Annotated in this window: 22 protein-coding genes and 2 tRNA genes; 6 read left to right on the top strand and 18 right to left on the bottom strand. The window is 57.0% G+C overall.

Annotation, left to right across the window (positions count from 1 at the left end; translation table 11 throughout):
- The first annotated feature begins 200 nt into the window (after positions 1-200).
- From DDIC_RS08140 to DDIC_RS08130, 3 genes are all read left to right on the top strand, one after another.
- Positions 201-1,094, top strand: coding sequence for an ornithine carbamoyltransferase (locus DDIC_RS08140; RefSeq protein WP_136399975.1), 894 nt, complete (start codon positions 201-203; stop codon positions 1,092-1,094).
- 81 nt (positions 1,095-1,175) lie between these two features.
- Positions 1,176-2,006, top strand: coding sequence for a threonine/serine exporter family protein (locus tag DDIC_RS08135; protein WP_247647425.1), 831 nt, complete (start codon positions 1,176-1,178; stop codon positions 2,004-2,006).
- Positions 2,003-2,512: a threonine/serine exporter family protein gene (locus DDIC_RS08130; protein ID WP_136399973.1), complete on the top strand. Its 510-nt coding sequence runs from the start codon at positions 2,003-2,005 to the stop codon at positions 2,510-2,512. Before DDIC_RS08135 ends, DDIC_RS08130 begins: the two co-directional genes overlap by 4 nt.
- 129 nt (positions 2,513-2,641) lie before the next feature.
- Here DDIC_RS08130 and DDIC_RS08125 read toward each other — a convergent pair whose 3' ends face one another.
- The 10 genes from DDIC_RS08125 to DDIC_RS08080 all read right to left on the bottom strand — a co-directional run bounded on the left by DDIC_RS08125 (position 2,642) and on the right by DDIC_RS08080 (position 14,260).
- Positions 2,642-3,616, bottom strand: a complete 975-nt coding sequence (locus DDIC_RS08125; protein ID WP_247647424.1) for a rhomboid family intramembrane serine protease — start codon at positions 3,614-3,616, stop codon at positions 2,642-2,644.
- Positions 3,617-3,673: 57 nt separating this feature from the next.
- Entirely contained in the window at positions 3,674-3,883 is a 210-nt protein-coding gene (gene rpmB / locus DDIC_RS08120) for a 50S ribosomal protein L28 (RefSeq protein WP_027180796.1), read from the bottom strand.
- A 255-nt stretch (positions 3,884-4,138) separates the two neighbouring features.
- Positions 4,139-4,654, bottom strand: coding sequence for a nitroreductase family protein (locus DDIC_RS08115; RefSeq protein WP_136399971.1), 516 nt, complete (start codon positions 4,652-4,654; stop codon positions 4,139-4,141).
- Between the two features lie 57 nt (positions 4,655-4,711).
- Entirely contained in the window at positions 4,712-7,807 is a 3,096-nt protein-coding gene (locus DDIC_RS08110; protein WP_136399970.1) for a chemotaxis protein CheA, read from the bottom strand.
- Between the two features lie 69 nt (positions 7,808-7,876).
- Complete coding sequence (locus DDIC_RS08105; protein WP_136399969.1) at positions 7,877-8,245, bottom strand: response regulator; 369 nt, start codon at positions 8,243-8,245, stop codon at positions 7,877-7,879.
- A 113-nt stretch (positions 8,246-8,358) separates the two neighbouring features.
- Complete coding sequence (locus tag DDIC_RS08100) at positions 8,359-9,060, bottom strand: chemotaxis protein CheW (RefSeq protein WP_136399968.1); 702 nt, start codon at positions 9,058-9,060, stop codon at positions 8,359-8,361.
- Positions 9,054-9,830, bottom strand: a complete 777-nt coding sequence (locus DDIC_RS08095; protein WP_136399967.1) for a ParA family protein — start codon at positions 9,828-9,830, stop codon at positions 9,054-9,056. Before DDIC_RS08095 ends, DDIC_RS08100 begins: the two co-directional genes overlap by 7 nt.
- Positions 9,831-9,840: 10 nt before the next feature.
- Positions 9,841-10,677, bottom strand: coding sequence for a CheR family methyltransferase (locus DDIC_RS13975; protein ID WP_247647598.1), 837 nt, complete (start codon positions 10,675-10,677; stop codon positions 9,841-9,843).
- A gap of 563 nt (positions 10,678-11,240) precedes the next feature.
- Entirely contained in the window at positions 11,241-13,172 is a 1,932-nt protein-coding gene (locus DDIC_RS08085; protein WP_136399965.1) for a HEAT repeat domain-containing protein, read from the bottom strand.
- 23 nt (positions 13,173-13,195) lie between these two features.
- Positions 13,196-14,260, bottom strand: a complete 1,065-nt coding sequence (locus tag DDIC_RS08080) for a protein-glutamate methylesterase/protein-glutamine glutaminase (protein WP_136399964.1) — start codon at positions 14,258-14,260, stop codon at positions 13,196-13,198.
- A gap of 122 nt (positions 14,261-14,382) precedes the next feature.
- On the opposite strand from DDIC_RS08080, the gene DDIC_RS08075 reads away from it, so the two are divergent.
- A tRNA-Pro gene (locus DDIC_RS08075) sits at positions 14,383-14,460 on the top strand.
- Positions 14,461-15,200: 740 nt separating this feature from the next.
- Positions 15,201-15,611 (top strand): hypothetical protein, encoded by a 411-nt coding sequence (locus DDIC_RS08070; RefSeq protein WP_247647423.1) that lies wholly within the window; start codon positions 15,201-15,203, stop codon positions 15,609-15,611.
- 143 nt (positions 15,612-15,754) lie between these two features.
- Here the strand turns inward: DDIC_RS08070 and DDIC_RS08065 are convergent, their stop codons facing one another.
- The 6 genes from DDIC_RS08065 to DDIC_RS08040 form a co-directional block, all read right to left on the bottom strand.
- The gene (locus tag DDIC_RS08065; protein WP_136399963.1) at positions 15,755-16,981 is read right to left on the bottom strand and encodes an LL-diaminopimelate aminotransferase; all 1,227 of its coding nucleotides are present in this window, start codon (positions 16,979-16,981) and stop codon (positions 15,755-15,757) included.
- Between the two features lie 14 nt (positions 16,982-16,995).
- Positions 16,996-17,853: a diaminopimelate epimerase gene (gene dapF / locus DDIC_RS08060; RefSeq protein ID WP_136399962.1), complete on the bottom strand. Its 858-nt coding sequence runs from the start codon at positions 17,851-17,853 to the stop codon at positions 16,996-16,998.
- 323 nt (positions 17,854-18,176) lie between these two features.
- Positions 18,177-20,369: a glutamine synthetase III gene (locus DDIC_RS08055; protein WP_136399961.1), complete on the bottom strand. Its 2,193-nt coding sequence runs from the start codon at positions 20,367-20,369 to the stop codon at positions 18,177-18,179.
- A gap of 50 nt (positions 20,370-20,419) precedes the next feature.
- On the bottom strand, positions 20,420-20,758 hold the full coding sequence (locus DDIC_RS08050; RefSeq protein ID WP_136399960.1) for a P-II family nitrogen regulator: 339 nt from the start codon (positions 20,756-20,758) through the stop codon (positions 20,420-20,422).
- A 28-nt stretch (positions 20,759-20,786) separates the two neighbouring features.
- Complete coding sequence (locus DDIC_RS08045; RefSeq protein WP_136399959.1) at positions 20,787-21,995, bottom strand: ammonium transporter; 1,209 nt, start codon at positions 21,993-21,995, stop codon at positions 20,787-20,789.
- A 546-nt stretch (positions 21,996-22,541) separates the two neighbouring features.
- Positions 22,542-24,152 carry a sigma-54 interaction domain-containing protein gene (locus tag DDIC_RS08040; RefSeq protein WP_136399958.1) on the bottom strand — a complete coding sequence of 537 codons (1,611 nt, stop codon included), beginning with the start codon at positions 24,150-24,152 and terminating at the stop codon, positions 22,542-22,544.
- 699 nt (positions 24,153-24,851) lie between these two features.
- Between DDIC_RS08040 and DDIC_RS08035 the strand changes: the two genes are divergently transcribed.
- A tRNA-Glu gene (locus DDIC_RS08035) sits at positions 24,852-24,928 on the top strand.
- A gap of 235 nt (positions 24,929-25,163) precedes the next feature.
- On the opposite strand, the gene DDIC_RS08030 is transcribed toward DDIC_RS08035, so the two are convergent.
- Positions 25,164-26,075 carry an ISL3 family transposase gene (locus DDIC_RS08030; RefSeq protein WP_168732505.1) on the bottom strand — a complete coding sequence of 304 codons (912 nt, stop codon included), beginning with the start codon at positions 26,073-26,075 and terminating at the stop codon, positions 25,164-25,166.
- Positions 26,076-26,077: 2 nt separating this feature from the next.
- Positions 26,078-26,395: a transposase family protein gene (locus DDIC_RS14170; RefSeq protein ID WP_168732504.1), complete on the bottom strand. Its 318-nt coding sequence runs from the start codon at positions 26,393-26,395 to the stop codon at positions 26,078-26,080.
- Positions 26,396-26,495 lie beyond the last annotated feature (100 nt).

Below are 26,495 nucleotides of genomic sequence, written 5' to 3'. Positions count from 1 at the left end.
AAGTACACAATGGGTATTAATGCGACAAAAATAGCCATGTGCTGTTTTTTTCATGATGGTAAAAAATGCCCTGGCCACGGACGGCAACCCTTGTCATCTGCTGGCTCTAGTTTTTGCGCTGCTGGACAGAAATTTATTGCATTGATAAGATATTATTACGGGCCAAAGAATCTGTATGTGACGCCCGTCACGGAGGATATATGGCAAGACATATTTTGAGTATCAAAAGCCTTGGGGAAAAGGCTTCCTGGCTGTTGGTGCAGCAGGCTTTGGGCATGCCGGAACCGAAAATGCAATCCGATTTTATGGCGCAGCGCGTAGCGTTGCTGATGTTTTCGCAACACTCGTTGCCCGAGCGGCTTTGCGTGTCGGCGGCTGTGCGGCAGATGGGCGGCGCCGTGGTTTATGAAGGCAACCGCGGCAGCTGGCGTACCGAAATGAGCGATTATCAGGAACAGCTTCTGCCGGTTTTCAGCTATTATATCGACTGCCTGTATATGTACGGCATGCCCGTGGGCGGGTGGGACATGGAGGCCTCGTGTCTGCGCTTCCCCCTGATCAATGCTGGCAGCCCTGACGCGCACCCCGCGCACGCCCTTGCAGACATTGCCTGTATGCTGCGCAATTCGCGCTATCTCAACGGCGTTAGCTGCGGCTGGATGGGCTGCGTCAACGGCACGCTGCATTCGCTCATAGAAGCCACGGCGTGGTTTCCGTTTGCGTTGCGGGTGGCGCTGCCCTCGCGCAGCGACGCAGGGCCGCTCAAAGAGACCGCCGCCCGTTTGGGCACGCATGTCACCTTTGTGGATAGCCCCGAAGAAGCCGTGCGCGGGGCCAATTATGTTTTTGCGGGCTGCCGCAGCGGCCTGACGGATGAGGAGCGTGCGCACTGGCGCGTTGGGCCTGAGCTGCTGTCCAAGGCGGCGACCGATGTGCATCTGATGTTGAGCGCCTCGCCCGTGGCGGCCATTGGGGTTGACGACGCCATTTTGGCAAGCAAGGCCTCGCTGCTGGTGCAGCAGGCAGAATACCGGCTGCGTGTGCACAAGCGCATGCTGCATTGGGTTTTTCTTGATAATGAAACAGGGATCTAGTTTATGGGTTTGACAAACAGGCAGGGCAGTCTGAACGAACTGTCTATGTTTACGCCATGCGCTCTGCAGGGCGACAGGGCAATGGCGGACGCTGCCGGCGGCATGGCCGCCGGGGCTTCGGGCAATGCGCCTGGCGTTCTTACAGCTAAAGAACTTATTGAATTTATTCAGGTATTTTCTTCAACATTGCTTGGGGCAGGCGGGCAGACCACACGAGTGGACCGCACCGCCTGCCGCATTGCGCGCGCATATGGTTTTGAAGTTGAGCTGGCCATTTTTCCCAAGCATCTGATGCTTTCGGTCATCAAGCCTGCCGAGGGGGGCATTCCGGCTGAGCGCCGTACTGCGGTGAGCTCCATTGTGTCGGGCGCGCCCAATTTTCAGCGGGTAGCCGCTCTCAATGCCTTGAGTTGGAGCATCGCTGACGAAAACCTTAGCCTTGACGAGGCGCGCCAGCGCTTCAGCGCCATTTGCGCGGTGCCTACCATCAACCCCGTCTTGCTGCGATTTCTTGTATCGTGCGCCAATGCGGCCTTCTGCGGCCTGTTCAACGGCGATTTGACAGCCATGGGTCTGGTGTTTTGCGCGACCCTGCTGGGCTTTTATCTGCGGCAAAAGCTGCTGCATTGGGGCCTGGATGTAAAGGTCACCTTTTTTTTGTGCGCGTTTGCAGCCTCGCTGCTGGCGTCTGTGGGCATAGTGCTGCAGCTGGGCGGCACACCGCAGACTGCCATTGCCGCCAGCGTGCTTTTTCTTATCCCCGGCATCCCCCTTATCAACGCCATGCTCGACATCCTTGACGGGCATGTGCTCATGGGCGTCTCGCGGCTTATTCAGGCCAGCACGCTCATCATCTGCATTGCTTTGGGGCTGGCCACAACCATGCTGCTGATGGGGGTGGATTCACTATGATGCTGGTGGATTGTCTTGCTGACGGGCTGCTTGCGGCGATTGCCGCCGTGGGCTTTGCGGCCATTTCGCGGCCGACCAAGCGTATTGCCGTTATGGCCGGTTTGCTCGCGGCTACAGGGCATATGAGCCGTTTTTTGCTGCTGCAGGCGCATGTGGGCATCGCCAGCGCCTCACTCTGCGCCGGGCTGATCATTTCCTTTTGCAGCATGCCCATCGCGCGCCGGTGTCACACCCCGGCCGAGATGTTTGTTTTCCCCGCTTTGCTGCCCATGATACCCGGTATGTTTGCCTATAAGGCTATTCTGGCTACCCTGAAGTTTCTCAATACAGCGGGGACCCCCCAGGGGGAGACTGTGCTGGTGAGCGTTGTCTACAACGGGCTGACGGCCTTTTTTATCATGTGCGCTCTGGCTATCGGGGCCATACTGCCTCTGCTGCTTTTTCACAGGGAGGCTCCGTTGGGGCGTACGCTGCACAAGTTGAGCAAGAACGGCAAAACTGTTTAAAGCCGGGCCGGGCTGCGGGTCGAAGTAAGGAACGCGGCCTTGGGGGCAAAGACGCCTGCCGCCTGTCGTGTGCGCAATACAATGCAAAAGGGCCCTGACGAGCATGCTCGTCAGGGCCCTTTTGCATTGTCAGCCGTTTATGGCGGCAAAGGCCCGCCACCACGCGACGCAGACCACAAAAAGCGTTGCCGCGGCCGCACTCCACTGGCCCAGACCAGCATGGTGGTTGCGCACCCTCCAAGCCTCAAACGCGCCCAACGCCAGCCCGCAGGCCAGACCGGCCAGATGGGCGGCATAATCGGTATTTTCGCCTTCAGTACCAAGCATGGCCAGCAGGGCGGCTGCCGCCGCCACCGGCAGCATGGCTTTGCGCCTGCCGCTTTGCTGGTTTGCCATAAAACCCGCAATAGCCCCAATGCTGGCAAACAGCGCAGTAGAAAAACCCATGCTCAGCACCGGATGCGGACGCAGCAGCACGGTCAGGGCATTGCCCAGCGCCCCGCCAAGCAGCGTAAGCCATATGGCCCTGCCGACGCCTGTGAGGCGTGCCAGAAGCGTAAGAAATATGGAGCCAAAGGCCACATTGCCGCACAGATGGGTAAGGCTGGCGTGCAGGCCAAGCGCGGTGACGGTTCTGTACCACTCGTTAAAAACGCGAACCCGCACGATGTCGAGCACGCCAGCGCCGCTCCACAGCTCGGGCTGCGGCAGCGGCTGCGGGGCATGCCACCAGCCCATGCGCCAGCCGTGCCACAGTATGACCGGCAGCAGGGCCAGAGCCGCCAAAAAAGCGTGCGGAAAAACCCTGAGAGGCGTCGGCTCGGGGGCGGGCCTTGTTGTTTCGCGGTAAAAGGCCCCAAGCTCTGTCAGGGCGATATTTTCGTACAGCGCGGGTACATAAATATATTCCCGCCCGCCCATTTGGGCTGTCTGGTGTGGTATGCCGCAGGCATTGAGCACAAGCAGCCATTCGCGAAAGCTCGTATAGCGGGTGTAGCCCTGCGACCCGGCCACAGGACGCCAGTCGAGGGGCAGGCTGTTGGGCCTGCGCCGGATGCGCCAGTAGCGCGAAAAAGCAAATACCTTGGGTATTGGTGTGCGCATAAGCAAAAAAGCCCCGGCAGAAACCTGTCGGGGCTAAGAACTGCAAAAAAAAGGCAATTAAGCCTGCTTGCGCACCGTGGGCTTAACCACAACGCCAGAACGCAGGCAACGGGTGCAGACGGAAAGGGTCCGCACGCTACCGTCGGGGAACTGGTGACGCACGCGCTGCAGATTGGGATTAAAGCGGCGCTTGGTCTTGATGTTGGAGTGGCTCACAAGATTGCCGACCTGGGGCTTTTTGCCGCAAAAGATGCATTCCTTGCTCATACATTCCTCCGTATATGCAAAAAAATAGTTCATTTCAAATGCGGCGTAAAACAAAGCCCGCGCCGAAAAGATGACAGCGTTGCATGTGGGCGTAACCGCGCGAAAAGGTCATATAGCTCATGCAGAGTGGAAAGGCAAGAATTTTTCTCAAAAAATGGCGACCCCGTCCAGCCGTCATGCCTCGGCGCATGGCTGGGGTGCGTCTTCTGCTTCTACCCGCGTATTCGCGTGTGCAACCGACCCCCAAAAAACAGCCTAAAAGTGCTCGCTGTGGGTGCGCGCCCAATCTGCCTCGTCGAGCTGGCGGGGTTGCTTGATTTCGTCCTTATGCCCAATGGCCAGCAGGCAGAGCACACCGTAATTGGCGGGGACGCCCAGTGTTTTGCGTACTTCGTCCTCGGCGGACTTGTCGCCGTTGGTGCGCAGCCGCATCTGCACCCATGTCGAGCCAAGCCCCAGTTTTTCGGCCTCAAGCTGCACAAGAATGGCCGCAATGGAGGCGTTTTCAACCCACACGTCAGCCTTGCCGGTATTGGCCGTTACCGCCACAACCAGCGAGGCCGTATTAAGGGGCATGGTGCCTGAGTCGCGGCAGGCGGCAAGGGCTTTGATAACCGCCCTGTCGCGCACGGCCACCAGCTCAACCGGCCGCGTATCCCTGGAGGAGGGTGCGAGCAGCCCGGCGGCGAGGAGTTTTTCAATGTGTTGCTCACTCACCGCCTGCGGGGTGAACTTGCGTATGCTGCGACGGTTGCTCAACAGTTCGATCATGGTATGCCCTGTGCGATAAGGCTGTAAAACAGAAAGGGGGTCGTAGCCCCCTGTCATTTACACTCTGGCGGAAATTGCCTGTTTACCCTGGTCGCCTGATCCCATGGACGAGGCCTTGGATGTGGCCAGGATGTAAATTTCGTGCGGGTCAAGAATAAGGATGACCGAGCCGTCGCCCATGATGGTCGCGCCCGAAATGCCCTTGAGGTCGCCAAGGTATGCGCCGAGGGGCTTGATAACGATTTCCTGGCGTTCAAGCAGGCGGTCGACCACGAGGCCCAGACGGCGGTCGTTGTCGTGGATGACTACCACAGAGAGAACGTCGGGCAGGGGGTCGGTGCGGGGCAGGCCCAGCATTTCTGAAAGCTCGACAACGCCAAGCACTTCGCCGCGCAGGGTAACGGCCTTGCGGCCCTTGACGTCTGTGAGGCGCTCGGCCTCAATCTTGGTGGTTTCAGAGACAGCATCAAGGGGGATGGCATACATCTGGCCGGAAACATTGACCATAAGCGCGTCAATGATGGCCAGCGTAAGCGGCAGGCTGAGGGTGAAGCGTGTGCCCTTGCCCACCTCGGAATATGTGCTGACGCTGCCCTTGAGGTTTTTGATGTTGGTGCGCACCACATCCATGCCCACGCCGCGACCGGAGATGTCGGTGATTTTTTCCGCCGACGAAAAACCGGGGGCAAAGATCAGCTCCAGCGATTCGCGGTCGTCGAGCTGGGCGGCTTCCTCAGAGGTGATGACGCCCTTGCGCACGGCTACCTCACGCATCTTTACCGGGTCTATGCCCTTGCCGTCGTCTTCAATCTCAATGGCCACAGAGTTGCCCTTGTGGAAGGCGCGCAGCGTGACCTTGCCCTTGGCGGGTTTGCCAGCGGCCAGGCGCACTTCTTCCGGTTCAATGCCGTGGTCGACCGAGTTGCGGATGAGGTGGACAAGGGGGTCGCCGATAACTTCCACCACGCTCTTGTCCAGTTCTGTTTCCTCACCTTCCATGATCAGGTCCACTTCCTTGCCGCTTTTGCGCGAAAGGTCGCGCACCAGGCGGGGGAAGCGGGAAAACACGGAGGAAACCGGCACCATGCGCACCTTCATGATGGTGTCCTGCAAATCGTCCGAAATGCGGGCCATGGCATAGGTGGTTTCAGAAAGGCTTTGGGCTACCTGCGAAATATCTACATCGTGCCCGTTGTCTTCAAGCGAGCGGGCGATAAGGGTGTACCGGTTGCGGTTAATGATGAGCTCGCCGATGAGGTTCATCAGATGGTCAAGGCGCTCATGGTCAACGCGGATGGTGGATGAACCCTTGTGGTTTTCCTGAGTCGGGGCCGCCGCCTGCGCGGCGGGCTTGGCCGGTGCGGCAGGTTTGGCGGGCGCAGCTGGCCTGGCTGCAACCGCTTGCTTGGCGGGCGCTGGCCTTGCGGGCGCGGGCTTTGCAGCCGCCGGGGCCGGAGCGGCGTGTTCCGCCGGTTTGGCCGCAGGCGCGTGCGCGGCAGGGGCAGGCTCATGCTTGCCTGCTTGCTCATTCTGCGCGTGCGGAGCTGGCTCATCGGCAGGCTTGGCCGCGCTGGCAGGCGCTGCGGGCTGCGCGGCAACCTGGGCCGCAGGAGCCGGGGCTGGCCCGTCCAGCTTTTGCTGTATCATGTCCTTGATGATGGCAACTTCCTGTTCAAGCAGGTCCACCATCAGGCCAAAATCAATACCGCTGATCCGTCCCTGATCCACAATGCCCGCAGTGCGCTCGGCATAGACCTTGATTTCTTCAAAGTCCATAAAGCCGCAGGCGTTTTTGACCGCCACAAGGCAGCGGAAGATGGCGTCGATGGAATCTTTGTGGCTGCCGTCTTTTTTGAGCGTTTCAAGGGCGGCATGAATTATTTCAAGCTGCTGGCGCACGGTGGCGCGGAAGGCGTCGATGTCGTCATTTTCAGCACCGACGGCAATGATGGTCGGCATGACCACCTCAACCGGGGCGTGCTCCTCCTGGCTGGCGGAGGCTGCCGGTTCATCTGCGTGCTCTGTTTCAGCTTCCTGCTGCCCGGCTGCGGCGCCGTTCTGGCTGGCCTGCGCGTCGAGCAGCTCTTGCGGCAGCGAAATGGGGCCGCCGGTCTGGGCCAGCTGAAGCTGTTTGACCACTGGCTCGATATTGAAGGGGGTGGCGGTGCCCGCTTCAATGTTGATGCGCTGCACCTGAGCCTCAAGCACGTCGACAACAAGCAGCAGCAGGTCGATGAGCTCGTGGGTCGGGGTAATTTTGCCTTGACGAACATTGTTGAGCAGGGTTTCCGCCTCGTGGGTAAGGGCATTCAGCTCTGCGTAGCCGATAATGCCGCTGTTGCCCTTCATGTTGTGGAAAAAGCGGAAAATATCGTTGACCAGTTCGTCCCGGCCAACGGGGTTTTCTTCCAGATCGAGCAGGCCGTTGGTCAGGCTTTCGATGGTGTCGTTGGACTCGTCGATAAAATCTTTGAGATGCCCCTCGCCAAACGCGGTGAGGGCATACGAAGGTATGTCGGGCAGGGTGAGCACCCATTCCTTGCCTGTCATGGCCGGAGCGTCGGAGTTTTGCCTGCCGTTGCCCGTGGGGGCCGCCTCGCTGTCTGGCTCGTCAGCGGCTGAAGCGTTGTCTTCTGCCTGAAGTGAGGGGGCTGCTTCTTTGGCGGCCTGAGCGTCGTCTGCAACTGCTTCGGCAGCGGAAACGGCATTGGCGGGGGCCGCTTCGGCAGCGGGCTCGGCAGCCACCTGGGGCGAAGTTTCGCCAGCCATGATGGCTTCGATCTGCGCCATGATATGATCGATTTCCACATCGCCTTCGGCGTTGGTGGATTCAAGGTTATCTATCATCTGACGCAAGGCGTCCGTGGAAGCCAGAATGACATCCATAATTTCCGAGGTCACCACCATGGTGCCCTTGCGCAGCTCGTCCAGAATGTTCTCGGACTTGTGCGCAAGCTGGTTGATGCGGTTCAACCCCAGAAAACCCGACGCGCCCTTGAGAGAGTGCATGGGGCGGAAAATGTCATTCAGCAGTGCCAGATTGTCCGGAGCCTTCTCAAGTTCAAGCAGATTGGGCTCGATGGTTTCGAGATGTTCTTTGGCTTCCGCGATAAAGTCGGCGAAAAGTTCCGGATCAAAAAATTCCTGGCTCATAACCTATACCTTTATATGGCTGAAAGCACACTATTGTCCGAAGTGGACATATACTGTCTTTCTTATCGGCTAGCCCAGAAGCATCTTTATATTACGAACCATTTTTTCAGGTTGAGCCGGCTTAACCATGTACAGGTTTGCGCCCAGGCTCATGCCCGTCTGAATGTCCTTTTCCTGACCTTCTGTGGAAAGCACGATAATGGGAATATCCTTATAGGCATCCTGGGCGCGTATTGTGCGGATAAACGTAAAGCCGTCCATGCGCGGCATGTTTACGTCCGAAACAATAAGGTCTACAGGCTCAAGGCTGTAGAGCTTTTCAATGGCGTCCAGGCCGTCCTCGGCAGTACTGACCTTGAAGCCTTCGCCTTTCAGAACAAAGGCCACCAGGTTACGGATAGTTTTGGAGTCGTCTACGACCATAATATGTTTTTTCATGTGTGTGATCCTGTCCGTCTGATGTTGGCTGCCGTACAAAATTCACCGAACTCTAGAGATTATTCAGATTGTTGGCAAGTCGATCATGCAAACGCGCCAACCACTTTGGCGGTTTATATTTCAATGAGTTTGTCGACAATCATTTCCGGGTCGATAATGCCGTGGAGTCGTTCATTGATATTGGCCAGGCCGCACAGAAAATCTGCACCTTCGCCCAGTTGCGCTTCAATATTCCAGCTTATACTGTCTTTTGAAACCATATACATGGTATGCACTTTGTCAATTATTAAGCCAAGTTGCATATCATCTGTTCCACAAACAATGATAAAACTTTTTTGCGTGTAGCGCATGGTCTGATCGGTTGTCAGCAAGGCGTCGAGATGCAGCAGCGGGGTTACCTTGCCCCGCAGGTTGACTACGCCTGCAATAAACGGGGGCGCCATGGGCAGCCGGGTCAGCGGCATGTAGCGCAGCACCTCCACAATCACTGAAACAGGCAGTAAAAAAACCTGTTCGCGTACATAAAACGAAACCATCTGCACCTGTTCCTGCGCTGCAAGCCGTGTGCGCAACGAAGGCAAGGAGGCCTCCGCGCCTGCGCGCTTTGCAGCGCGTGGCTCGGCGTCGTGGTCTGGCGACAGGGCCGCTGGTCCGGCGAGCACCTGTTCCGGCTCGAGTACGGGCATATCCTGCAGCGTATCGCTGCCAAGATATTTTTGCACAAAAGCCTTCTCCGCCGTGCTCAGGGTTGCGTCGGCAGCCTGCGGCACGGCAAGGCACTGGTCGGCAAAGTATTCTTCGGGCGTTTTTACCATAGCGTTACCACTTCCTGAGCAAGCGAATCATAGCCACCCGCGCCCCTTGAGCGGGCGTCAATGTCGTAAATGGTGCAACCCTGGGCGCTTGCCTCGCGAAAGTGCGTGTCAACGCCGATAACGGTAGTGAACATGGATTGCCCCATTTTGCGTCGCATCAGTTCCAAAACCCGTGTGCAAGCCTTGGCCCTCTTGTCGTACATGGTGGGCACCGCCCGGTAGCGGATGGCCCTGCCCAGAGCCTTGTTCAGCGTGTGCAGCGTATCGAACAACAGTTTGAGCCCGTGCAGCGCAAGAAAATCTGTCTGTATCGGTATTATCAGCAGGTCGCAGGCCACAAGGGCGTTGACCAGCAGTATGCCCACATGCGGCGGACAATCCAGAACAATAAAATCATACCTGTCGCGTATCTGGCCGAGGCTGCGCAAAAGCACGCTGCCCTTGGCCTGCCGCTCGCGAAAATCAACCTCAAGCTCGGAAAGCCGAATGCTGCCAGGGGCCACATCCACTCCCGGCAGGGCGTCAGGATGAATAAGCCGCGGCCATATGTCGGGCCACGCTTCTTCCTGCGCAAGAAAAAGGTCGTGCAGGCTGCAGTCGATGGCCTCTGGGTATATGCGCGCATGCAGTGTGGCACATGCGTGCGGGTCCAGATCAAGAATAAGAATTTTTTTGCCCTGGCGCGCAAGGGCGCTGCTCAGGGTAATGGAAGTTGTAGTTTTGCCTACGCCCCCTTTCTGATTGGCAATAGCCAGAATTTTAGCGCACATTTGTCATGCATCAGCTCAGTTTTCTGTAGACGATGGTGCCCTTGTGGTGCTCTAGCTGAAACGCGCGGCTGATGTTGTGCAGCGATTCGGAGTGCCCGATAAGCAAAGCGCCGTTAATTTCGAGGTTGTCGTAAAAGGCGTTGATGACCTTGCGCTTCATTTCATCGTCAAAGTAGATGATAACATTGCGGCAAAAGACGATCTGCGACTTTTCGACCCGGCGGAGCTGTTCCTTGTCGTTGAGGTTGATCTGGCCAAAAGAAATGAGCGCTTTCAGTTCCGGCTTGATCTTGTACTGGGCGTCCTCTTTGATAAAATAGGCGTCCGCGATCTCTTTGGGCGTGGTGCGCAGGGCGTAGTCGTTGTAGACGCCGCGCCGCGCCGCCGCCAGAACGGCTTCGGAAAGGTCGTTTGCGGTGATTTTGATGTCCCAGCTGGAAATTTCGCCCTTGAGCACCTCGCACAGGATGATGGCGAGGGTGTAGGGCTCCTCACCCGTAGAACAGCCTGCGGACCAGATGCGCAGCTTTTTGCGGCCTGCCTTGCGGCACTGGTCGAGAATGTCGGGCAGCACGCTTTTTTGAAACACCTCAAGCTGCGGCGGATTGCGGAAAAAGCTGGTTTCGTTGGTGGTGACAACCTCAAACAGCTTGTTGAGCTCGGTGCGGCGACTGCCGTCAAACCGCAAAAAGTTGTAATAATCGCTGTAGCTTTTGAGGTTCAGTTCTTTAATGCGGTTGGAGAGCCTGTTTTCAACAAGGTACTTTCTGTTTTCGGCAATAAAAATGCCGCATTGCTGGTAGATAAAGTCGCGCAGCTGCAAAAATTCCTCGTCAGAAATCTGCAGGTCCTTGCGAAAGGGCGATGCTGCGCGGGCACTGTCGGTTGCCTGCGTGGGCGAGCGAAATGCGGCAGCGGGCGTAAGCGGCGGACGCAGTGCGCTTGTGGCAGGCGAGGTCTGCGCGGGGCGCTGAGCCGCCATGCCGCTCGCTGGCGGCGTGACGCCCGTGCGGGGGGGCAGGGTGGAGCCCGGCGTGGAACCCAGCGGAGGCCTGGCGGTTTGACCAAATCCCGGCTGCCCCAGCGGCGGACGCGTACCAGCGGCGGCACCGCCTAGGCCCGTGCCTGCAGGGGCAGTGGGCGAGCGAAAGGCAGAGCCTGCCGCCTGCGCGCCCGCTGGTTGGGCCTGCGCACCCAGCGGGGGCACGGCAGACCTGAAAGGTGAAGCCGGTGTGGGCGTGGCCGGTTTGGCTGCGGGCATTGCCGGCGCGGCCCCAGGCACTGTTGAGCCGAACCGGGGACGTTGCTCTGCCGGGGTAGCAGCGGCACCGGCAGAGGTCTGCGCGTTGCCGCTATTCGGCGTAGCGCCGAGCGGGCTTTTGGGAAATAACGTAGGGGGCTGGGACATACCTACTCCTGTTCGGCCTGGATCGTTGCCAACGCTTCTTCCGCCGCATGCTGAATTTCCGAATCTTCGTGGTTCATCATGCCAAGTAGCACGCTGAAGGCCACATTGCCGCCAATTTTGCCCAGGGCCTCAACGATCTTGAGGGCGACCATGGGGCTTGCGCTTTCAAGCATCTGGGCAAGCAGGGGCACGGCATCGGCAACCCGGTGCATGCCGAGCGCGTCGATGGCGCGAATGCACACCCATTCATTGTCATCGTTAAGCGCATTGAGAATGTATGGCAACACTGTCGGAGAACCGATTTGACCAAGCAGGTCAACCACAGCAAGGCGAACATCCTTGTCTTCATCGGTCAGGCGGGGCAGCAGCAGGGGCAAACTCTCTTCTGCGTTTTCGCCGAGGTTCAAAAATGCCTCCACTGCCACCTGCCGGATTCGGGGAGATTCGTCGTCAAGCGCCGCGGTAATTTCTGCCATGTTTTCGGTAATGCTGTAACGGCCAAGGGCATACACGGCCATCATGCGCTGCATGGGGTCGTCGCTCCGGGCGCGTTCCTTGAAAAGCTCGTTGAGCTTGGGGCTGTGCAAATTGATGCAGGCTTCCAGCGCCATTTCCTTAACGTCCACGTACTTGTGGTCTATCTGGGCAAAGACGAGGTCTTCCACATCAGGGCAGGTGGGATGATTGCCAAAAAACACCAGGGCGCTTTTGAGCACCTCGGCATCTTCAGAATCGTTCATGACGGTAACGAAGAAGGGGGCGTCGTTGCAGTCTCCGAGCAGGGCCAGTTCGGCAGCGGCCATGCGTTGCAGCTCGGGGCTGACGCGCCAGAAAAGATCCTTGAGGTCGCCCACGCAGCGGTGGTCGCCCATAAGGTGGCAAGCCTCCATGGCCAGGAGGTTGCGTGATTCTTCCTTGCTGACAAGGGCCGCGCGTATGGAATCGTTGTAACCAATGGCCGCAATGGCCTTGATTGCCGCCTCGTACAGTTCGTCCTGGCGTTCCTTGTCGAGCTCGGCGGCCATGTTGATGACGGCCTCGGTGCAATCATCCGAGCCGATGGCGCTCAGACCCTGCAGGGACGCCATGAGGATATCCTCGTCATTATCGGTAAGGGCATCAAGCAGGTAGGTGCGCAACCGCTCCTGCGATTTGACCGCCAGCAGTGACAGGCCCTTGCCGCCGAGAATCTGCACAATGGCCTTGACGATCTTGTGGCGCAGGGCCTCGCGGACGTTTTCGAGCGAGCTGAAAAGCAGGGGTATGGACTTTACGTCCCCCATGTCGCCAAGCGCGTCCACAATGGCCGAGCTGACCAGGGACGAGGCTTGCGACAGCAGCTTAACAAGGGCGCTGACAGCGGAGTAATCCTTGATTTTTGCCAGGGCTTCCACCACGGCAAACTGCACCCATTCTTCGTCGTGCATGGCCTGACACAGAGAGTTGACGGCCTCGGGAAAGGCCAGCGTACCAAGGCTGACAGCCGCCTGGTAGCGCACGTTTACCTCCGGGTCTTTGAGCAGGGCGCGGCACAGCAGCAGACAGGCCTGATGCGTGCGGCAGTAGCCGAGAATGTCGGTTACAAAGATGCGCAGGTCGACATCGTCGTCCTGCATGTACGGCTGGATGCTCTCGATGCTGTCCGAGCCGATCTCGCGCAGAATGTCCATGGCCACGTTGCGCACAGGGGCTTCGTCGCTGCGTAGCAGAGGCAGCAGGGCAATGACCACCTGCTGCCCGCGAATTTTGCGCAGTGCGTATTCCGCCGCTTCCTGTACGCCCACGCTGGGGCTTTTGATGTGTTCGCAGAGCATGGGAACTGCATCTTGCATGCCCTGGTCGCCCGCGCTGAACGCCGCGTCGCGGATCGCGTCATTAGCGCCTGATTGCAAGGCTTCAAGAATTGCTTTGTGCTGGGGATTTTCCATGTTCATAGTCATGTCCTGCTGCGATAGGGTCAGCCTCTGACCGTTGTGATGATAGAGTTGGCAATATCGTCCACATCAAGTATGAGATTGGCGAGCTTGTTGTCCACAACCGCCTTGGGCATACCGTAAACCACGCACGAGGCCTCATTTTGGGCAATGAGGCATCCGCCCTTCTCGCGAAGCACCTTGGAGCCTTCGCATCCGTCTGAGCCCATGCCGGTGAGCATAACGCCCAATGTGCGCCTGCCCATGGCTTTGCCCGCAGTTTCAAAAAGCACATTTGCCGAAGGCTTGTAAAGCGCGTCGCGGGGCTCCTCCGCCACAAAAATTTCCGGCAGGGGGCCGCGCATGCGTATGCCGATATGCTTGCCGCCGGGGCATACATAGGCATGGCCGCATTTGAACTTGTCTCCGTCCTTGGCTTCGGTAACGCCGATCTGGCAAACGCTGTCGAGGCGTTTGGCAAACGGGTTGGTAAACGCCGCCGGCATGTGCTGCGCTATGAGGATACAGGCCGGAAGGTCCGCAGGCAGCGCCGAAAGAATTTTTTGCACAACCGGCGGCCCGCCGGTTGAAACGCCGATGACGACCAGATCACGCGGGCCGGGGCAGGGCGTTTGAACATAATCCGCAGGCTGCGAAGGCTGCGGACGCGGAGCCGTAACCTGAATCTGGTTGATGCGGCGGTACTTGAGCTTGATAATGGTTTTGCGCCGCGCAATGGCCCGTACCTTTTTTTGCAGTTCAGCCGCAAAATTTTCGCGGTCGCTGCTCATGGTTTTGGGTATGAAATCAAGCGCTCCGTATTCCAGCGCCTTCAGTGTGCTTTCCGCGCCGCTCTGCGTGAGCGAGCTGACCATCAGCACGGGCATGGGCGTTGTTTTCATGAGCTGCTGCAAAACCCCCAGGCCGTCCAGCCTCGGCAGATCCACATCAAGGGTCATTACGTCCGGGTCTAGCGCCTCGGCTTTTTGTAATGCATCCTGACCATCGCGGGCCGTACCCACGACTTTGATTTCAGAATCCTGCTCCAGAAGCGAAGTAATTGTGTTGCGCATAAAGGTTGAATCATCAACCACAAGGACACTAATCATAGGGTAGGCTCACTCCAAAAAATTCTCTCACTAGTTTTGGTATGCTACGTCAGGCATTGTTTTTTTACAAATAAAAAATCACTTGCCAAAGTTTTCTGTCTCGCTTATGTTCCCTTCCTCGACGGGATGTGGCTCAGCTTGGCTAGAGCGCAGCGTTCGGGACGCTGAGGCCGCGCGTTCAAATCGCGCCATCCCGACCAGCAAAATCAAGGGTTTACGGTAACCACCGTAAGCCCTTTTTTGTTTTTTCAGGCAATTTTCCGTGTAGTTGCGGCTGGTTGGCAGCAATGCGGCCCCTGTCGTATCCATGTTCATGCTCCGTTTTGACGCCTCTCGAAGCGTGCAGAATAATTTTTTTATTTTTGCGTATTAGTATCGGTAAAAACGTCCGTTCCAACAGGGTTGCCCATGGCAACCGTGTGGGGCGGACGTTTTTACTATGGGGTACGGCGCGTTAATGTCCAGTATTTTAACATAAATACCCATAAACAGTGCCGCAACCCTGTTTGTTGCCATCGTGTTTGGCTGCTTGTGATGATGCAACAAAAATTCAGCAACACCGTTTCAGTCAGGTAATCCACAGTGGATTGCTGCGTTGAGGCGTGCTCTCTGGTAGTATATAAAAACCGATCAGTTGCAATGATATCTAATAGTTTTTAAACATTACAATATCTTAGTGCATTGTAGAAAAATTGACCGGTGCGTTTCAATACGCCGGGTTCAGACGTCCACGTCTCTATTTATCTGGTTTGACAGGTTTTATCGCAGCTGTGTTTTAAAATTAAGCAAGACTGATGGTGTAGTCTCTGCAGCCTATACGCAAATACTCTATCCTGTATTTGCCACAGGTATTTGTGGTGTTCAGGTTATATTGGGCTGTTCGCAGATAGTTATGTGAATAGTTTGAATTATACGGATAAACAGTCTAACTGGAGTTACAATGAATAGCAGAATCTTTTTTCGATTGTCGATGCTGTGCGTTTTGCTGTGTCTTTGCGGTAGTATTTGTGGTTGCGCCACAGCGGGCAACGACAGCCTGAGAAAGGAAACGGAAGCGTCAGTTAGTGACAAAATCAAACCCGGCGAAACTACAAAAGCCGAAGTAAAGGGTATGTTTGGCTCGCCCCTCAACACGTCTTACACAGACAGCGGAATGGAAATCTGGAAATATGAACTGGCCAAGATAAGCGCTGATGCAACCAGTTATATTCCCGTGGTGAGCATTTTTGCAGCCAGTTCAAGCGGTAAAAAGAAAGAGCTTGTGGTCTTTTTTGACGAAAAAGACGTGGTCAAAAAATATAATATGAGTGAATCGGACGTAAAAGTACGGCGAGGACTTTTAAACCAGTAGACTGGCCGTGGGCCGCTGGAACAATGGCAAAAGCCCGTTTCAGAGGAATGATCGTCATTCCCCGGAAACGGGCTTTGTTCTGTGCTTTTTACGCGGGCTGCCGGGTGTTCCGGCGTTGCCCTTTTGCGGCGCGGCTGCCGGGTCTAGCTCAGCGAAGCAAGGCGCTTGATGGCTTCTTCCGTATCGGCAGGCGAGCCAAAGGCCGTCAGGCGCACGTAACCCTCGCCGGACGCGCCAAAGCCTGCGCCGGGCGTGCAGACCAGGGCCGTACTGTTGAGCACATGGTCAAAGAAGCCCCACGAGGTCATGCCGTCGGGCACGCGCACCCAGATGTAGGGCGCATTGACGCCGCCGTAGACGGAGAGCCCCATGCCAGTAACGGCGGTGCGCAGCTTTTCCGCATTGCGCTGGTAACCGTGTATGACGTCCATGACCTGTGCACGGCCTTCCTGGCTGTAGGTGGCGGCAGCGGCCCGCTGCACGATGTAGGGGCAGCCGTTGTACTTGGTGCACTGGCGGCGATTCCATAGGCCGTTAAGCGCAATTTTGCCGCCCTTGCCGTCGCTGACCTGCAGGGCCTTGGGCACTACGGTATAGGCGCAGCGCAGGCCCGTAAAACCGGCTGTTTTGGAAAAACTGCGGAATTCCACGGCCACTTCCTGCGCGCCTTCGAGCTCGTAAATGCTGTGCGGGATGGAGCTGTCGGTAATGTAGGCCTCGTATGCGGAGTCATACAGGATGACGCAGCCCTCGCGGCGTGCGTAATCCACCCAGCCCTGCAGCGCCTGGCGCGAGAGCACCGTGCCCGTGGGGTTGTTGGGGTAGCACAGGTAGATCATGTCGGGCCTGGTTTGGGGAAAATCGGGCACGAAGTCGTTTGCTTTGAGGCAGGGCAGGTACACAAGCCTGTTCCACTGCTTGCCGTCAAACTCGCCGGAACGGCCCGCCATGGCGTTGGAATCGACATAGACGGGATAAACCGGGTCAGTCACAGCTACAATGCTGTCAGGATCAAACAGCTCCTGAAAATTGCCCACGTCTGATTTGGCGCCGTCGCTCACAAACACTTCGTCAGCGCTCAGGTCTACGCCGCGCGCCTTGTAGTCGTGCTCCGCGATGATCTCGCGCAAAAAAGCGTAGCCCTGTTCCGGGCCGTAACCATGGAACGAGGATGCCTCGCCCATGTCGTCCACAGCCTTGTGCAGTGCAGCTATCACTGCGGGCGCAAGCGGGCGGGTAACGTCGCCGATGCCCAGGCTGATCACGCGCTTTTCGGGGTTGGCCTCCTTGAACGAGGCGACCTTGCGGGCTATTTCCGCAAAAAGATAGTTGCTTTGCAGCTTGAGAAAATTGCTGTTTACGCTGGTCATCGCATTCCTCTGAATCAGATGTGGTAAGTGCCGGTGAAGACGGTGACGGCCCCGCCGGTCATGTAAACGTGGTTGGAAATTTCGTCCCAGTGGATGTGCAGGGTGCCGCCCTTCAGCTCCACGTCAATTTCGCGGCCTGTTAGCTTGTTGAGCACGCAGGCCACAGCCACGGCGCACGCGCCGGTGCCGCAGGCCAGGGTTTCGCCCGCGCCGCGTTCCCACACGCGCATCTTTACCTTGGTGGAAGAGATGACCTCCACAAACTCCGTGTTGGTGCGCTGCGGAAAAAGCCGGTGATGCTCAAAGTTGGGGCCTATTTTGGGCAGGTCCAGGTCGTCTATGCCCTTCATAAAGACAACCGCGTGCGGGTTGCCCATGGAAACAGCGGTGATGTCGTAGCCTGCGCCGTCCACTTCGACCGGGCGGGCCACAAAACGCTGGGCGCTGGTATCGCCCTCGACCAGCACGGGAATGTTGGCCGGGGTAAGCACCGGCTCGCCCATATCAACCGTAGCGCCGCATACTTCGCCGCCTTCAAAAAGCAGGCGGACGATTTTTTCACCGGCGCGGGTTTCAACCCGTATGACGTCTTTGGACAGAATGCCGTGGTCGTGAACATATTTGCCCACGCAGCGAATGGCGTTGCCGCACATTTCCGCCTCTGAACCATCCGAATTGAACATGCGCATGCGCACGTCGGAGGTGCCCGAAGGCATGATAAGCACGAGACCGTCAGACCCCACTCCAAAGTGCCTGTCGCTGATCTGGCGGGCGAGGTCGTTGGGGTTTTCGACGCGTTCTTCAAAGCCGTTTACGTAGACATAATCGTTGCCGATGCCCTGCATTTTTGTAAAGCGCAGTGTCGCAGCCATATATACTCCTTATCTACGGGGGGCCAAACAGGCTGCCCATGATTATCTTGGCAGTATCACAAATAAGTATTTATTCTGATTCAAAGCAAAAGTAAACACAGTGCGGCCTTGCCGCCGTCTGGAGCGCGTGCGCGGTACGCCGGGGCGCAAAAAAAAGCGGAGAGCCGCCAGACTCTCCGCTTGATGACCACTGGCCTTCGCCGTCCGTTGCGGCGAACGGCGAGGCCCGTGGCTCCCTGCGGCTAAACCGCAGGGGCCGGAGGCAAGGAGACCATCTTCCCCCCCGGGATGAGACACCCTGCCCCCAACTATTTCTTAACGACCTAGTGAGCCCAGAGCAGTTCCGCGTACTTGGGCAGAACCCACAGGTTGTCATCTACCAGGCGCTCAAGAGCGTCGGCATGGGTGCGGCATTCGCTCATGGCGGGCAGGATGCCGTCACGCGCCGCCTTGGCCTGTTCCAGTGCGCCTTCGGTGCACTGGGCCTTTTCCACGGCCTTTTCAAGCACCGTCACACCCTTCTGGAGTGCAACGATGTGACCACGCAGCTCGTTGAAGTATTCTTCTTCGCTGGTCGCAGTCTTGTCGCCAAGCACGGCGCGGGTTTTAACAACCGCGTCGGCAGCCTTGATCTGGGCGTCCAGGCTGGGCGGCAGCACAGAGGCGCGGATCATGTCGGCCATCAGGTTGCCTTCGATGCACACGGTCTTGCTGTAGTTTTCCAGCAGGATGTCCTGACGCGAAAGGATTTCACGTTCGGTCAGGATGCCGTGACGCAGGAAGACGTTCATGACGTCGGGATCGCTGTAATGCTCAAGCGCGGTGACGGTGTTGTTGTAGTTGGGCAGGCCGCGTCGGGCGGCTTCTTCGGCCCAGGATTCAGCATAACCGTTGCCGTTGAAGACGATGGGCATGTGCTCCTTGAACAGGCGGGGCAGCAGGGCCTGCAGGGCCGCTTTCAGCTCGGTGCCGCCGGCGACGGAGGCTTCGAGTTCGGTGGCGATGTCGTCAAGAGCGCTGGCCACGGCCGCGTTCAGGGCGATATTGACCGGAGCCACGGACTGCGAGGAGCCCACGGCGCGGAACTCAAACTTGTTGCCGGTAAAGGCAAAGGGGCTTGTGCGGTTGCGGTCGGACAGATCCACGGGCAGCGGAGGCAGGGTGGAAACGCCCACTTCCATGACCGAGCTCTTCTTGTTTTTGGAACCCTTGCCGTTCACGATGGTGTCGAGCACGTCGGTGAGCTGTTCGCCAAGGTAGACGGACAGAATGGCCGGCGGGGCTTCGTTGGCGCCAAGGCGGTGGTCGTTGCCCGCGCCCACGGTACCCAGGCGCAGGGCGGCGCTGTGCAGATGCACGGCACGCAGCACGGCGGCCAGGAATACCAGAAACTGGGCATTGTCAAGCGGCGTGGAACCGGGGTTGAGCAGGTTTATGCCGTCAGAATCGCTGATGGACCAGTTGTTGTGCTTGCCGCTGCCGTTTACGCCAGCAAAGGGCTTTTCGTGCAGCAGGCACACAAAGCCGTGCTTGCCGGCCATGTGGCGCATCATGTTCATGCACAGCATGTTGTGGTCGCAGGCGATGTTTGCTTCTTCGTAGACCGGGGCAATTTCGAACTGGCCGGGGGCCACTTCGTTATGACGGGTCTTGGCCGGGATGCCCAGCGAACGCAGTTCGTTTTCCAGATCCTGCATGAAGCTCATCACGCGGGAAGGAATGGAGCCAAAGTAATGGTCTTCCATCTCCTGACCCTTGGGCGAGGTCGCGCCCATCAGGGTGCGGCCAGCCAGCAGCAGGTCGGGACGCAGGGCGGCCAGGTTTTTGTCGACCAGAAAGTATTCCTGCTCCGGGCCCACATTGGCGCGCACATAGTTGGCCGAGGCGTTGCCAAAGAGCTTGAGAATACGCATGGCCTGACGCGACAGGGCCGAGATGGAGCGCATGAGCGGGATCTTGCGGTCAAGAGCTTCGCCCGAATACGAGTAGAAGTACGTGGGAATGTGCAGGGCAGCCCCGTAAGGAGAGGGGATGATGAATACCGGCACGGAAGGATCCCACGCGGTGTAGCCGCGGGCTTCAAACGTGGAGCGGATGCCGCCGGAAGGGAAGGATGAGGCGTCCGGCTCACCGCTGATCAGCATCTTGCCGGAGAACTCGCTGATAACCTGACCATCGACGGTGGGCGACAGAAAGGCGTCATGCTTTTCGGCAGTGAGGCCGGTCATGGGATGGAACCAGTGCGTGTAGTGCGTGGCGCCGTTTTCGATGGCCCAATCCTTCATGGCGTTGGCGACAACGTCGGCAATCTCGGGATTCAGGCGTTCGCCGTCGCGGATGGTCTTGGCCAGCTTTTTGAACACATCCTTGGGCAGACGCTTGCGCATGGTAGCGATGCCAAACACATAACGGCCAAAGATATCTTCTGCACTGCGACCCACTTCATCAGCACTGCTGGGGGTAACCGGCGCAGTGTTCACTACTTTGAACAATGCCTTTTTACGGGGGGAACTCATACCCGCGTCTCCTTTATCATTTTGTTGCTTAACACAGACGTAAACCCGGACTACAGAGCCTCGTCACCGCGTTCACCAGTGCGGATGCGGATAGCATCCATAACGTCACTGATGAAAATTTTACCGTCGCCGACCTGACCCGTGCGGGAGATGGAAACCACAGCGTTCAGAACCGTTTCGAGCATGTCATCGTGCAGCACCACTTCGAGCTTGATCTTGGGCAGGCAGTCCACCTGCATGGTCGTGCCGCGATACACTTCGGTATGCCCGCGCTGGCGACCAAAACCCTTGATTTCAACGTAGTTCAAGCCGTGGATGCCCATGTCGGTAAGCGTGTCCTTAACCTTGTCAAACATGCTGGGCCGGATGATGATTTCTAGCTTTTTCATAGGTCGTTCCTTTGCTGTTTCCCGTTGACTACAGGGAGTAGCCGCGTTCGTTGTGCTCGCTCAAATCGAGGCCGGTGAATTCCTCTTCAGGCGTAACCCGCAGGCCGACTACAGCGTCAACCACATAGAGGATGATTCGGGAAACAATGTAGCAATAACCCCAGGTAGCCACAATGGACACGATCTGGATCCAGGCCTGGCTGGGATTGCCGTAGAACAGGCCGTCGGTGTTGTTGATGGCGGCGCAGGCAAACAGGCCGGTAGCAAGCGCGCCCCAGGTGCCGCCGACGCCGTGGATGCCCACCACGTCAAGGGCGTCGTCGTAGCCAAACTTGTTCTTCAGCAGCACGCCGCCGTAGCAGATGATGCCGCCGACAAAACCGATGAGCATGGCGGGCAGCACTTCAACATAGCCCGCGCCGGGGGTGATGGCCACAAGCCCGGCCAGCGCGCCGGAGATGGCGCCAAGGCTCGTGGGCTTGCCGGTACGAATCCATTCAACGAGCATCCAGCCAAGAATACCGCAGGCAGAAGCCATATGGGTGGTTACAAGGGCCTGACCAGCAAGGGGACCGGAAGCCAGGGCGCTGCCAGCGTTAAAGCCGAACCAGCCAAACCACAGCAGGCCGCCGCCAAGAAGGGTGAGGGGCAGGTTGTTGGGCGTGGCGTGCGAAGCGCCGGTAGAAAGCCGCGGTCCAAGAGCCTGGGCACAGGCAAGAGCCGCCGCGCCGGAAGACATGTGCACAACCGCGCCGCCAGCAAAGTCAAGGGCGCCCATTTTGCTCATCCAGCCGCCGCCCCACACCCAGTGGGCCATGGGCGAGTAAACAAAGAGCAGCCACAAGCCAGAGAAAACAAGCATGGCGGAAAAGCGGATGCGCTCAGCGTAGGCGCCTGAAATAAGGGCCACGGTAAGAGCAGCAAACATGCACTGATAACCCATAAATACCGTGTGGGGCAGCTGCGCGGCAGCAGGAGCCGATTCACCACCAACACCCTTGAGGAAGAGGTAGGAAAGATCGCCGATTATGCCGCCCACATCTTCGCCAAAAGCCAGGGTGTATCCCACAATGGCCCAAAGTACAGAGATGAGCGCCAGCGCGCCGTAGCTGTGCATATGGGTGGACAAAATATTGCGGGAGCGAACAAGGCCACCGTAAAAGAGGGCTAGCGCCGGGGTCATCAGCATGACCATGGAGGCGCAGATCAGAATAAATGCAGTATCCGAGGCGTTCATACGGACATCCTTCAGCGTATTCGGATCCGGCGCGGGAGACAACGTGCTGCACGATGCAGCGGGCTGGGTCTCCGTCGTTCCGTTCCGCGTTTAAAAAAAACCTCATCCTCTGTGGGCGGCGCCATGCCCACCGCCACGATACAGCACCGCAGCAATGCCTTGTATAGGCATGAATTGTGCCAAAGCTGTTTCTGATGGGGCTCAATTTGCATAATATATTGATATATTTTAATTTAATTGTTTGGCTGGGTAAGGGGAGGGAATGCGGGCGATTGGCAGGAAAGAATAATTTCTACATTTGTGTTGAAAAAAAGAGCCCCCAAGATGCATCGTGTGGCAGCGTCTTGGGGGCGTACGTAAAAAATGATTAAAATAAGAGTATTACAGAAGTTTTTAAAGATTGTACAAAAATGTAGAAATTATTGTGTCAAGTTGGATTGTTTGAGAAGCTAATTATATAACAGCATAAAATACTTTGCTAATTTTATCTATTTGAGGATCGTTTTGCCATTTTTAAAAAATACTATTCAGTAGATTCGTCTTTTTCTACGCCTCTTCTTCCCTACGGTACACAGGCCGAAAAGCCTTGTAAGTGATGCCGTATTTTTTCATGCGCAGGGCCATGATTCTTTCTGTCAGACCCAGGCTGGCCGCGGCTTTACCCATCTGCCCCTGGCTGTATTCAAGGGCCTCGGTAATGGATGCCCGCTCCAGCTCGTCAAGCTGCTCCTGCAAGCTGCCAGATAGCCCTTGCCTGAGCAGGCCCGGCGCGTGTCCCGATGTAGCGGCGGCGGCGCGGTTGCCGTGCAGGGCGGGGGGCAGATGCTGGGGCAGTACAAGGCCCTCGCGTCCGAGCAGCAGCACGGCGCGCTCCATGACGTTTTCCAGCTCGCGGATGTTGCCCGGCCAGCTGTAGCGCTGCAGCATATCCATTACAGAAAGGGACAGGCGCACATTGCTGCGGCCATTGGCCAGCGCATATTTTTTTATGAAATGGTTGGCCAGCGGCAGGATGTCTTCTGGCCGGAAGCTCAGAGGCGGCAAAAATATGGGAAACACATTGAGACGGTAGAAAAGGTCGCGTCGGAAGGTTTCTTCTTCGACCATTTTTTCCAGATCGCGGTTGGTGGCGGTGATAAAGCGCACGTCAACGTAGTGGGTTTCCATGCCGCCCAGACGCTCAAAGGCCCTCTCTTGCAGCACACGCAGCAGTTTTGCCTGGGTCATGAGTGAGAGTTCGCCTACTTCATCCAAAAACAGCGTGCCGCCGTTGGCAAGTTCAAAGCGCCCCTTGCGGGTAGCGTTGGCCCCGGTAAAGGCCCCGCGTTCATGCCCGAACAGCTCGCTTTCAATGAGGTTTTCAGGCAGGGCGGCGCAGTTGAGCGAGATAAAGGGCTTGTTGGCGCGCGTGCTGCCCGCGTGGATGGACCGCGCGGCAAGCTCCTTGCCCGTGCCGGATTCTCCCTGCAAAAAAACCGTCGTGCTTGACGGAGCCACCTGGGCTATCTGTGCGTAAACCTTTTGCATTACTTCAGAATTGCCCACAAAACCGCGCGGCCGTAGGGGGGAGGAGGCTTCCTCGTCCATGCGTCCCTGTGATTCAAGGGCTGCATGCCCAAGCAGGGTAGAAATGATGGTGAGCAGGCGCATTTCGTCTTCAAGCGTGGCGTCGTCCACCAGCAGATGGTCAACCGAAAGCGCGCCCACAACCTGATCGTTGAGGCGGATGGGCACGCAGATAAACGAAATACCCTCTTTGCCCAGATCGCGTGAACGGGTGCGGTTCAGAAACAGCGGCTCTTCGGAAACATTAGATATATACATGGAGCGCCCGGTTTCGATAACGCGCCCGGTGATGCCCTCGCCTCGCACATAGCGGCCTCGGCGGGCCTCTGCCGGTTTGAGACCGTAGGCCGCCTCAATGCGGATTTCGCCGCTGTTGGGCGAGATAAGCGTGATGGCCCCGCGCATCATGTGCAGGTGCTCGGCCATAAGCTGCAGCGCCTTGTTCAGGGCAACGCCCACATCGGTAGCCGAGTTGACCACGTTGGACAGGTCCAGAAGGAGGCGCAGCTGCTCTTCGCGGTGGCTGTCCACACTGGCGGATGCGCGAGATACGTTGCCTGAACGGGAGGTTGTAGCGCCGGATTTTTGCATGGCTTGCTTATACCTCAGGCCGGGGCAAACTTGCAATGCGTCAGGGGTTTATGGCCCGCAGGGTAGGGCGAGACTGTACCCTGCCAGTGGTGTATATCTGCCCCGCCCCAAACTTGCAGGTAAGCAACTGGCGGCAACTGCATAGGGCGGGCTACCGTGCCTTTTGCACTGTAAGTGCGGTGAAGTCTGCCGACCATTATATATGATAAGCCGCCGCGTACAGGCTCTGGATAACCGGGTTGCATTGCAGCGTTGGATGACGGCGCGCTGCTGTGCGGACCACTGACAGGTCTGCTGTGTGGGTAGTCGCATGGAGGATTATTACCACTATGGTCCGCCAGTTGTAACTGGCTACGAGCTGGCAATGGCGGTAGATCCTTTGGGTTGAGAGATTATCCCTCGGCGTCGGTTTAGATCGCCTTTTACAACTTGGTGGTCCCCAAGGGAGCTGTCCCTGACGCCCCTGCAACTGTCGGCAACGCTCTGGTTAATGCCAGCATGTGCAGCGGTCTGTCCTTGCCCCCTGCAACTGTTTCATGCCCGCAGTCGCCCGTGCACCGAGCGGGCAGAAGTGCTTCAGATCATCCTTGCTGGAGCCTGTGAACCCTAAACAAAATGTTTTGGGCTGAAATGTATGCTGATTTTGATTTGCCGCTTGACACCTCTGTGCTTTTGACGTACATACACCCCTCACGACGCGTCCCCATCGTCTAGCCGGCCCAGGACAACGGCCTTTCACGCCGTCGACAGGGGTTCAAATCCCCTTGGGGACGCCAATTGATTTCAAAGGGTTAACGTAGTTGCTCTGTTACTGTATGGCATTGGTTACAATGCCTTGGTTACAAAATGCCTCACGAGCTGCTATCTCGTGGGGCATTACTTTTTCCAGCAGGTTCTCTGCCGCAGAGCCGATCAGGCTCAGGCCCAATGCCGGGTCTACACCAAAGACAGGGGCAAGCCCCTTCAACGGGCAGTTTTCCCGACAGGTTTCTGAACGATTCCCCAGCCATTTCAGCAGCACAAAACGCGCACACGCAGGCGGTAATTTTCGAAGTTACGAAAGCCATACGCACGCCGCTGAATCAACTTCATTTTTCGGTGAAAACCTTCTGTGATGCCGTTATTCCGGGTAAAGCGGAACATTCGGGCCACTTCTTCCCGCCAATTATGCAACGTCTTGCCCAGGGTACGCAACGGCGCGAAGCTAGTTTTTCGAAGTTGATCAATTTTATCTAATAATTCAGCAACATACTTGCGGCAAGAATCGATACTTTGCGCTCGCACACGCAATAAATCGGCGGTGTCATGCAAAAATTCGTACAGTGATTCAATGTCCGGCCTGTCAGCAAAGTATGTTCGTAATCGCTCTTTCTGTGAGTCTGTTAACTGATCACGGCGAGTCAGCAAAAGACGCATCATACCGCCGCGCCCATGGGCAAGTTGTTTTTCATCAATTGCTTTACACAGCTCTGAAAAGTGTTGATTCACCAGCCTGATAACATGAAACCTGTCCGCAACAATGCGCGCATTGGGAAACCACTCCCGCACAAGTCGCCGATACGCAGAGTTCATATCAATACAGACCATTTTGACTTTATGGCGGCCTTGCAGTGATTGCAAAAAATCGCGCATATCGGCGGCACTGCGCCCTTTTACCACGTCAAATACCCTGCGGCGGGCCAAGTCGCAAAAGGTGGTCGCAAATCCCTGCCTGCGCGTAAATCTATGCTCATCAATGCCCAGAATGCGCGGGCATGTACGGTTTGCCCAGTGGCTGCTCTTGTGCGGCATCATCTGGTGGTAGTACCGCTCCACGCTGGCAACGCCAATCCGGTGCTCATCGGCGATTTCCTTACAGGTAACACCTTTGTTGTAAGCCTGAAATATGTTGCGCTTAAGCAGCTCTGTTGTCCTGCTCCACACCTTTATTCCTGCAAGTCTGTGGTATTAAAATATCTGCCGCAGCTCTCGCATCGGTATTTATGGCAGCGAACTAACAGACGTGACGCCCTTCCATGAATGGAAATATTACGGATCGTCCGCCAAAATGAGTCCTTGACGCGTAAATTATCGCACGCGCAATGAGGACAAGCGTTCTTGCCCGTCCATCTGACCTCAAAAACCGGGGGCGTACGACTCACCACTTTTTCGATTGCAAAATCCCGCAAGCCAATTAACAATCTTTCCACAGGGCCTTCTCTTCTTTTCTTTGGTCGGAAAATAAAGGTTGCCCTGGTGGGCATACCGGCTTTGCTTGGTATGCCCATTTTTTTGTCGAGGCGCTATGCCCCCGTCTTTGAGGTAGAGCCAAAAAGCCCCACTAGGCTTAAACTTTGAAACCAT

Origin of the sequence: Desulfovibrio desulfuricans, from assembly GCF_004801255.1 — a bacterium.
GTDB classification, from domain to species: Bacteria; Desulfobacterota; Desulfovibrionia; order Desulfovibrionales; family Desulfovibrionaceae; genus Desulfovibrio; species Desulfovibrio desulfuricans_C.
Note: the sequence above shows the minus strand (reverse complement) of the source record. Positions and strands in the feature narration are given on the sequence as shown.

Coding starts and splice junctions, on each gene's coding strand:
- DDIC_RS08140 (WP_136399975.1), top strand. CDS start 201: ATGGCAAGACATATTTTGAGTATCAAAAGCCTTGGGGAAAAGGCTTCC.
- DDIC_RS08135 (WP_247647425.1), top strand. CDS start 1,176: ATGGCGGACGCTGCCGGCGGCATGGCCGCCGGGGCTTCGGGCAATGCG.
- DDIC_RS08130 (WP_136399973.1), top strand. CDS start 2,003: ATGATGCTGGTGGATTGTCTTGCTGACGGGCTGCTTGCGGCGATTGCC.
- DDIC_RS08125 (WP_247647424.1), bottom strand. CDS start 3,616: ATGCGCACACCAATACCCAAGGTATTTGCTTTTTCGCGCTACTGGCGC.
- rpmB (WP_027180796.1), bottom strand. CDS start 3,883: ATGAGCAAGGAATGCATCTTTTGCGGCAAAAAGCCCCAGGTCGGCAAT.
- DDIC_RS08115 (WP_136399971.1), bottom strand. CDS start 4,654: ATGATCGAACTGTTGAGCAACCGTCGCAGCATACGCAAGTTCACCCCG.
- DDIC_RS08110 (WP_136399970.1), bottom strand. CDS start 7,807: ATGAGCCAGGAATTTTTTGATCCGGAACTTTTCGCCGACTTTATCGCG.
- DDIC_RS08105 (WP_136399969.1), bottom strand. CDS start 8,245: ATGAAAAAACATATTATGGTCGTAGACGACTCCAAAACTATCCGTAAC.
- DDIC_RS08100 (WP_136399968.1), bottom strand. CDS start 9,060: ATGGTAAAAACGCCCGAAGAATACTTTGCCGACCAGTGCCTTGCCGTG.
- DDIC_RS08095 (WP_136399967.1), bottom strand. CDS start 9,830: ATGTGCGCTAAAATTCTGGCTATTGCCAATCAGAAAGGGGGCGTAGGC.
- DDIC_RS08085 (WP_136399965.1), bottom strand. CDS start 13,172: ATGAACATGGAAAATCCCCAGCACAAAGCAATTCTTGAAGCCTTGCAA.
- DDIC_RS08080 (WP_136399964.1), bottom strand. CDS start 14,260: ATGATTAGTGTCCTTGTGGTTGATGATTCAACCTTTATGCGCAACACA.
- DDIC_RS08070 (WP_247647423.1), top strand. CDS start 15,201: ATGAATAGCAGAATCTTTTTTCGATTGTCGATGCTGTGCGTTTTGCTG.
- DDIC_RS08065 (WP_136399963.1), bottom strand. CDS start 16,981: ATGACCAGCGTAAACAGCAATTTTCTCAAGCTGCAAAGCAACTATCTT.
- dapF (WP_136399962.1), bottom strand. CDS start 17,853: ATGGCTGCGACACTGCGCTTTACAAAAATGCAGGGCATCGGCAACGAT.
- DDIC_RS08055 (WP_136399961.1), bottom strand. CDS start 20,369: ATGAGTTCCCCCCGTAAAAAGGCATTGTTCAAAGTAGTGAACACTGCG.
- DDIC_RS08050 (WP_136399960.1), bottom strand. CDS start 20,758: ATGAAAAAGCTAGAAATCATCATCCGGCCCAGCATGTTTGACAAGGTT.
- DDIC_RS08045 (WP_136399959.1), bottom strand. CDS start 21,995: ATGAACGCCTCGGATACTGCATTTATTCTGATCTGCGCCTCCATGGTC.
- DDIC_RS08040 (WP_136399958.1), bottom strand. CDS start 24,152: ATGCAAAAATCCGGCGCTACAACCTCCCGTTCAGGCAACGTATCTCGC.
- DDIC_RS14170 (WP_168732504.1), bottom strand. CDS start 26,395: ATGCCCACCAGGGCAACCTTTATTTTCCGACCAAAGAAAAGAAGAGAA.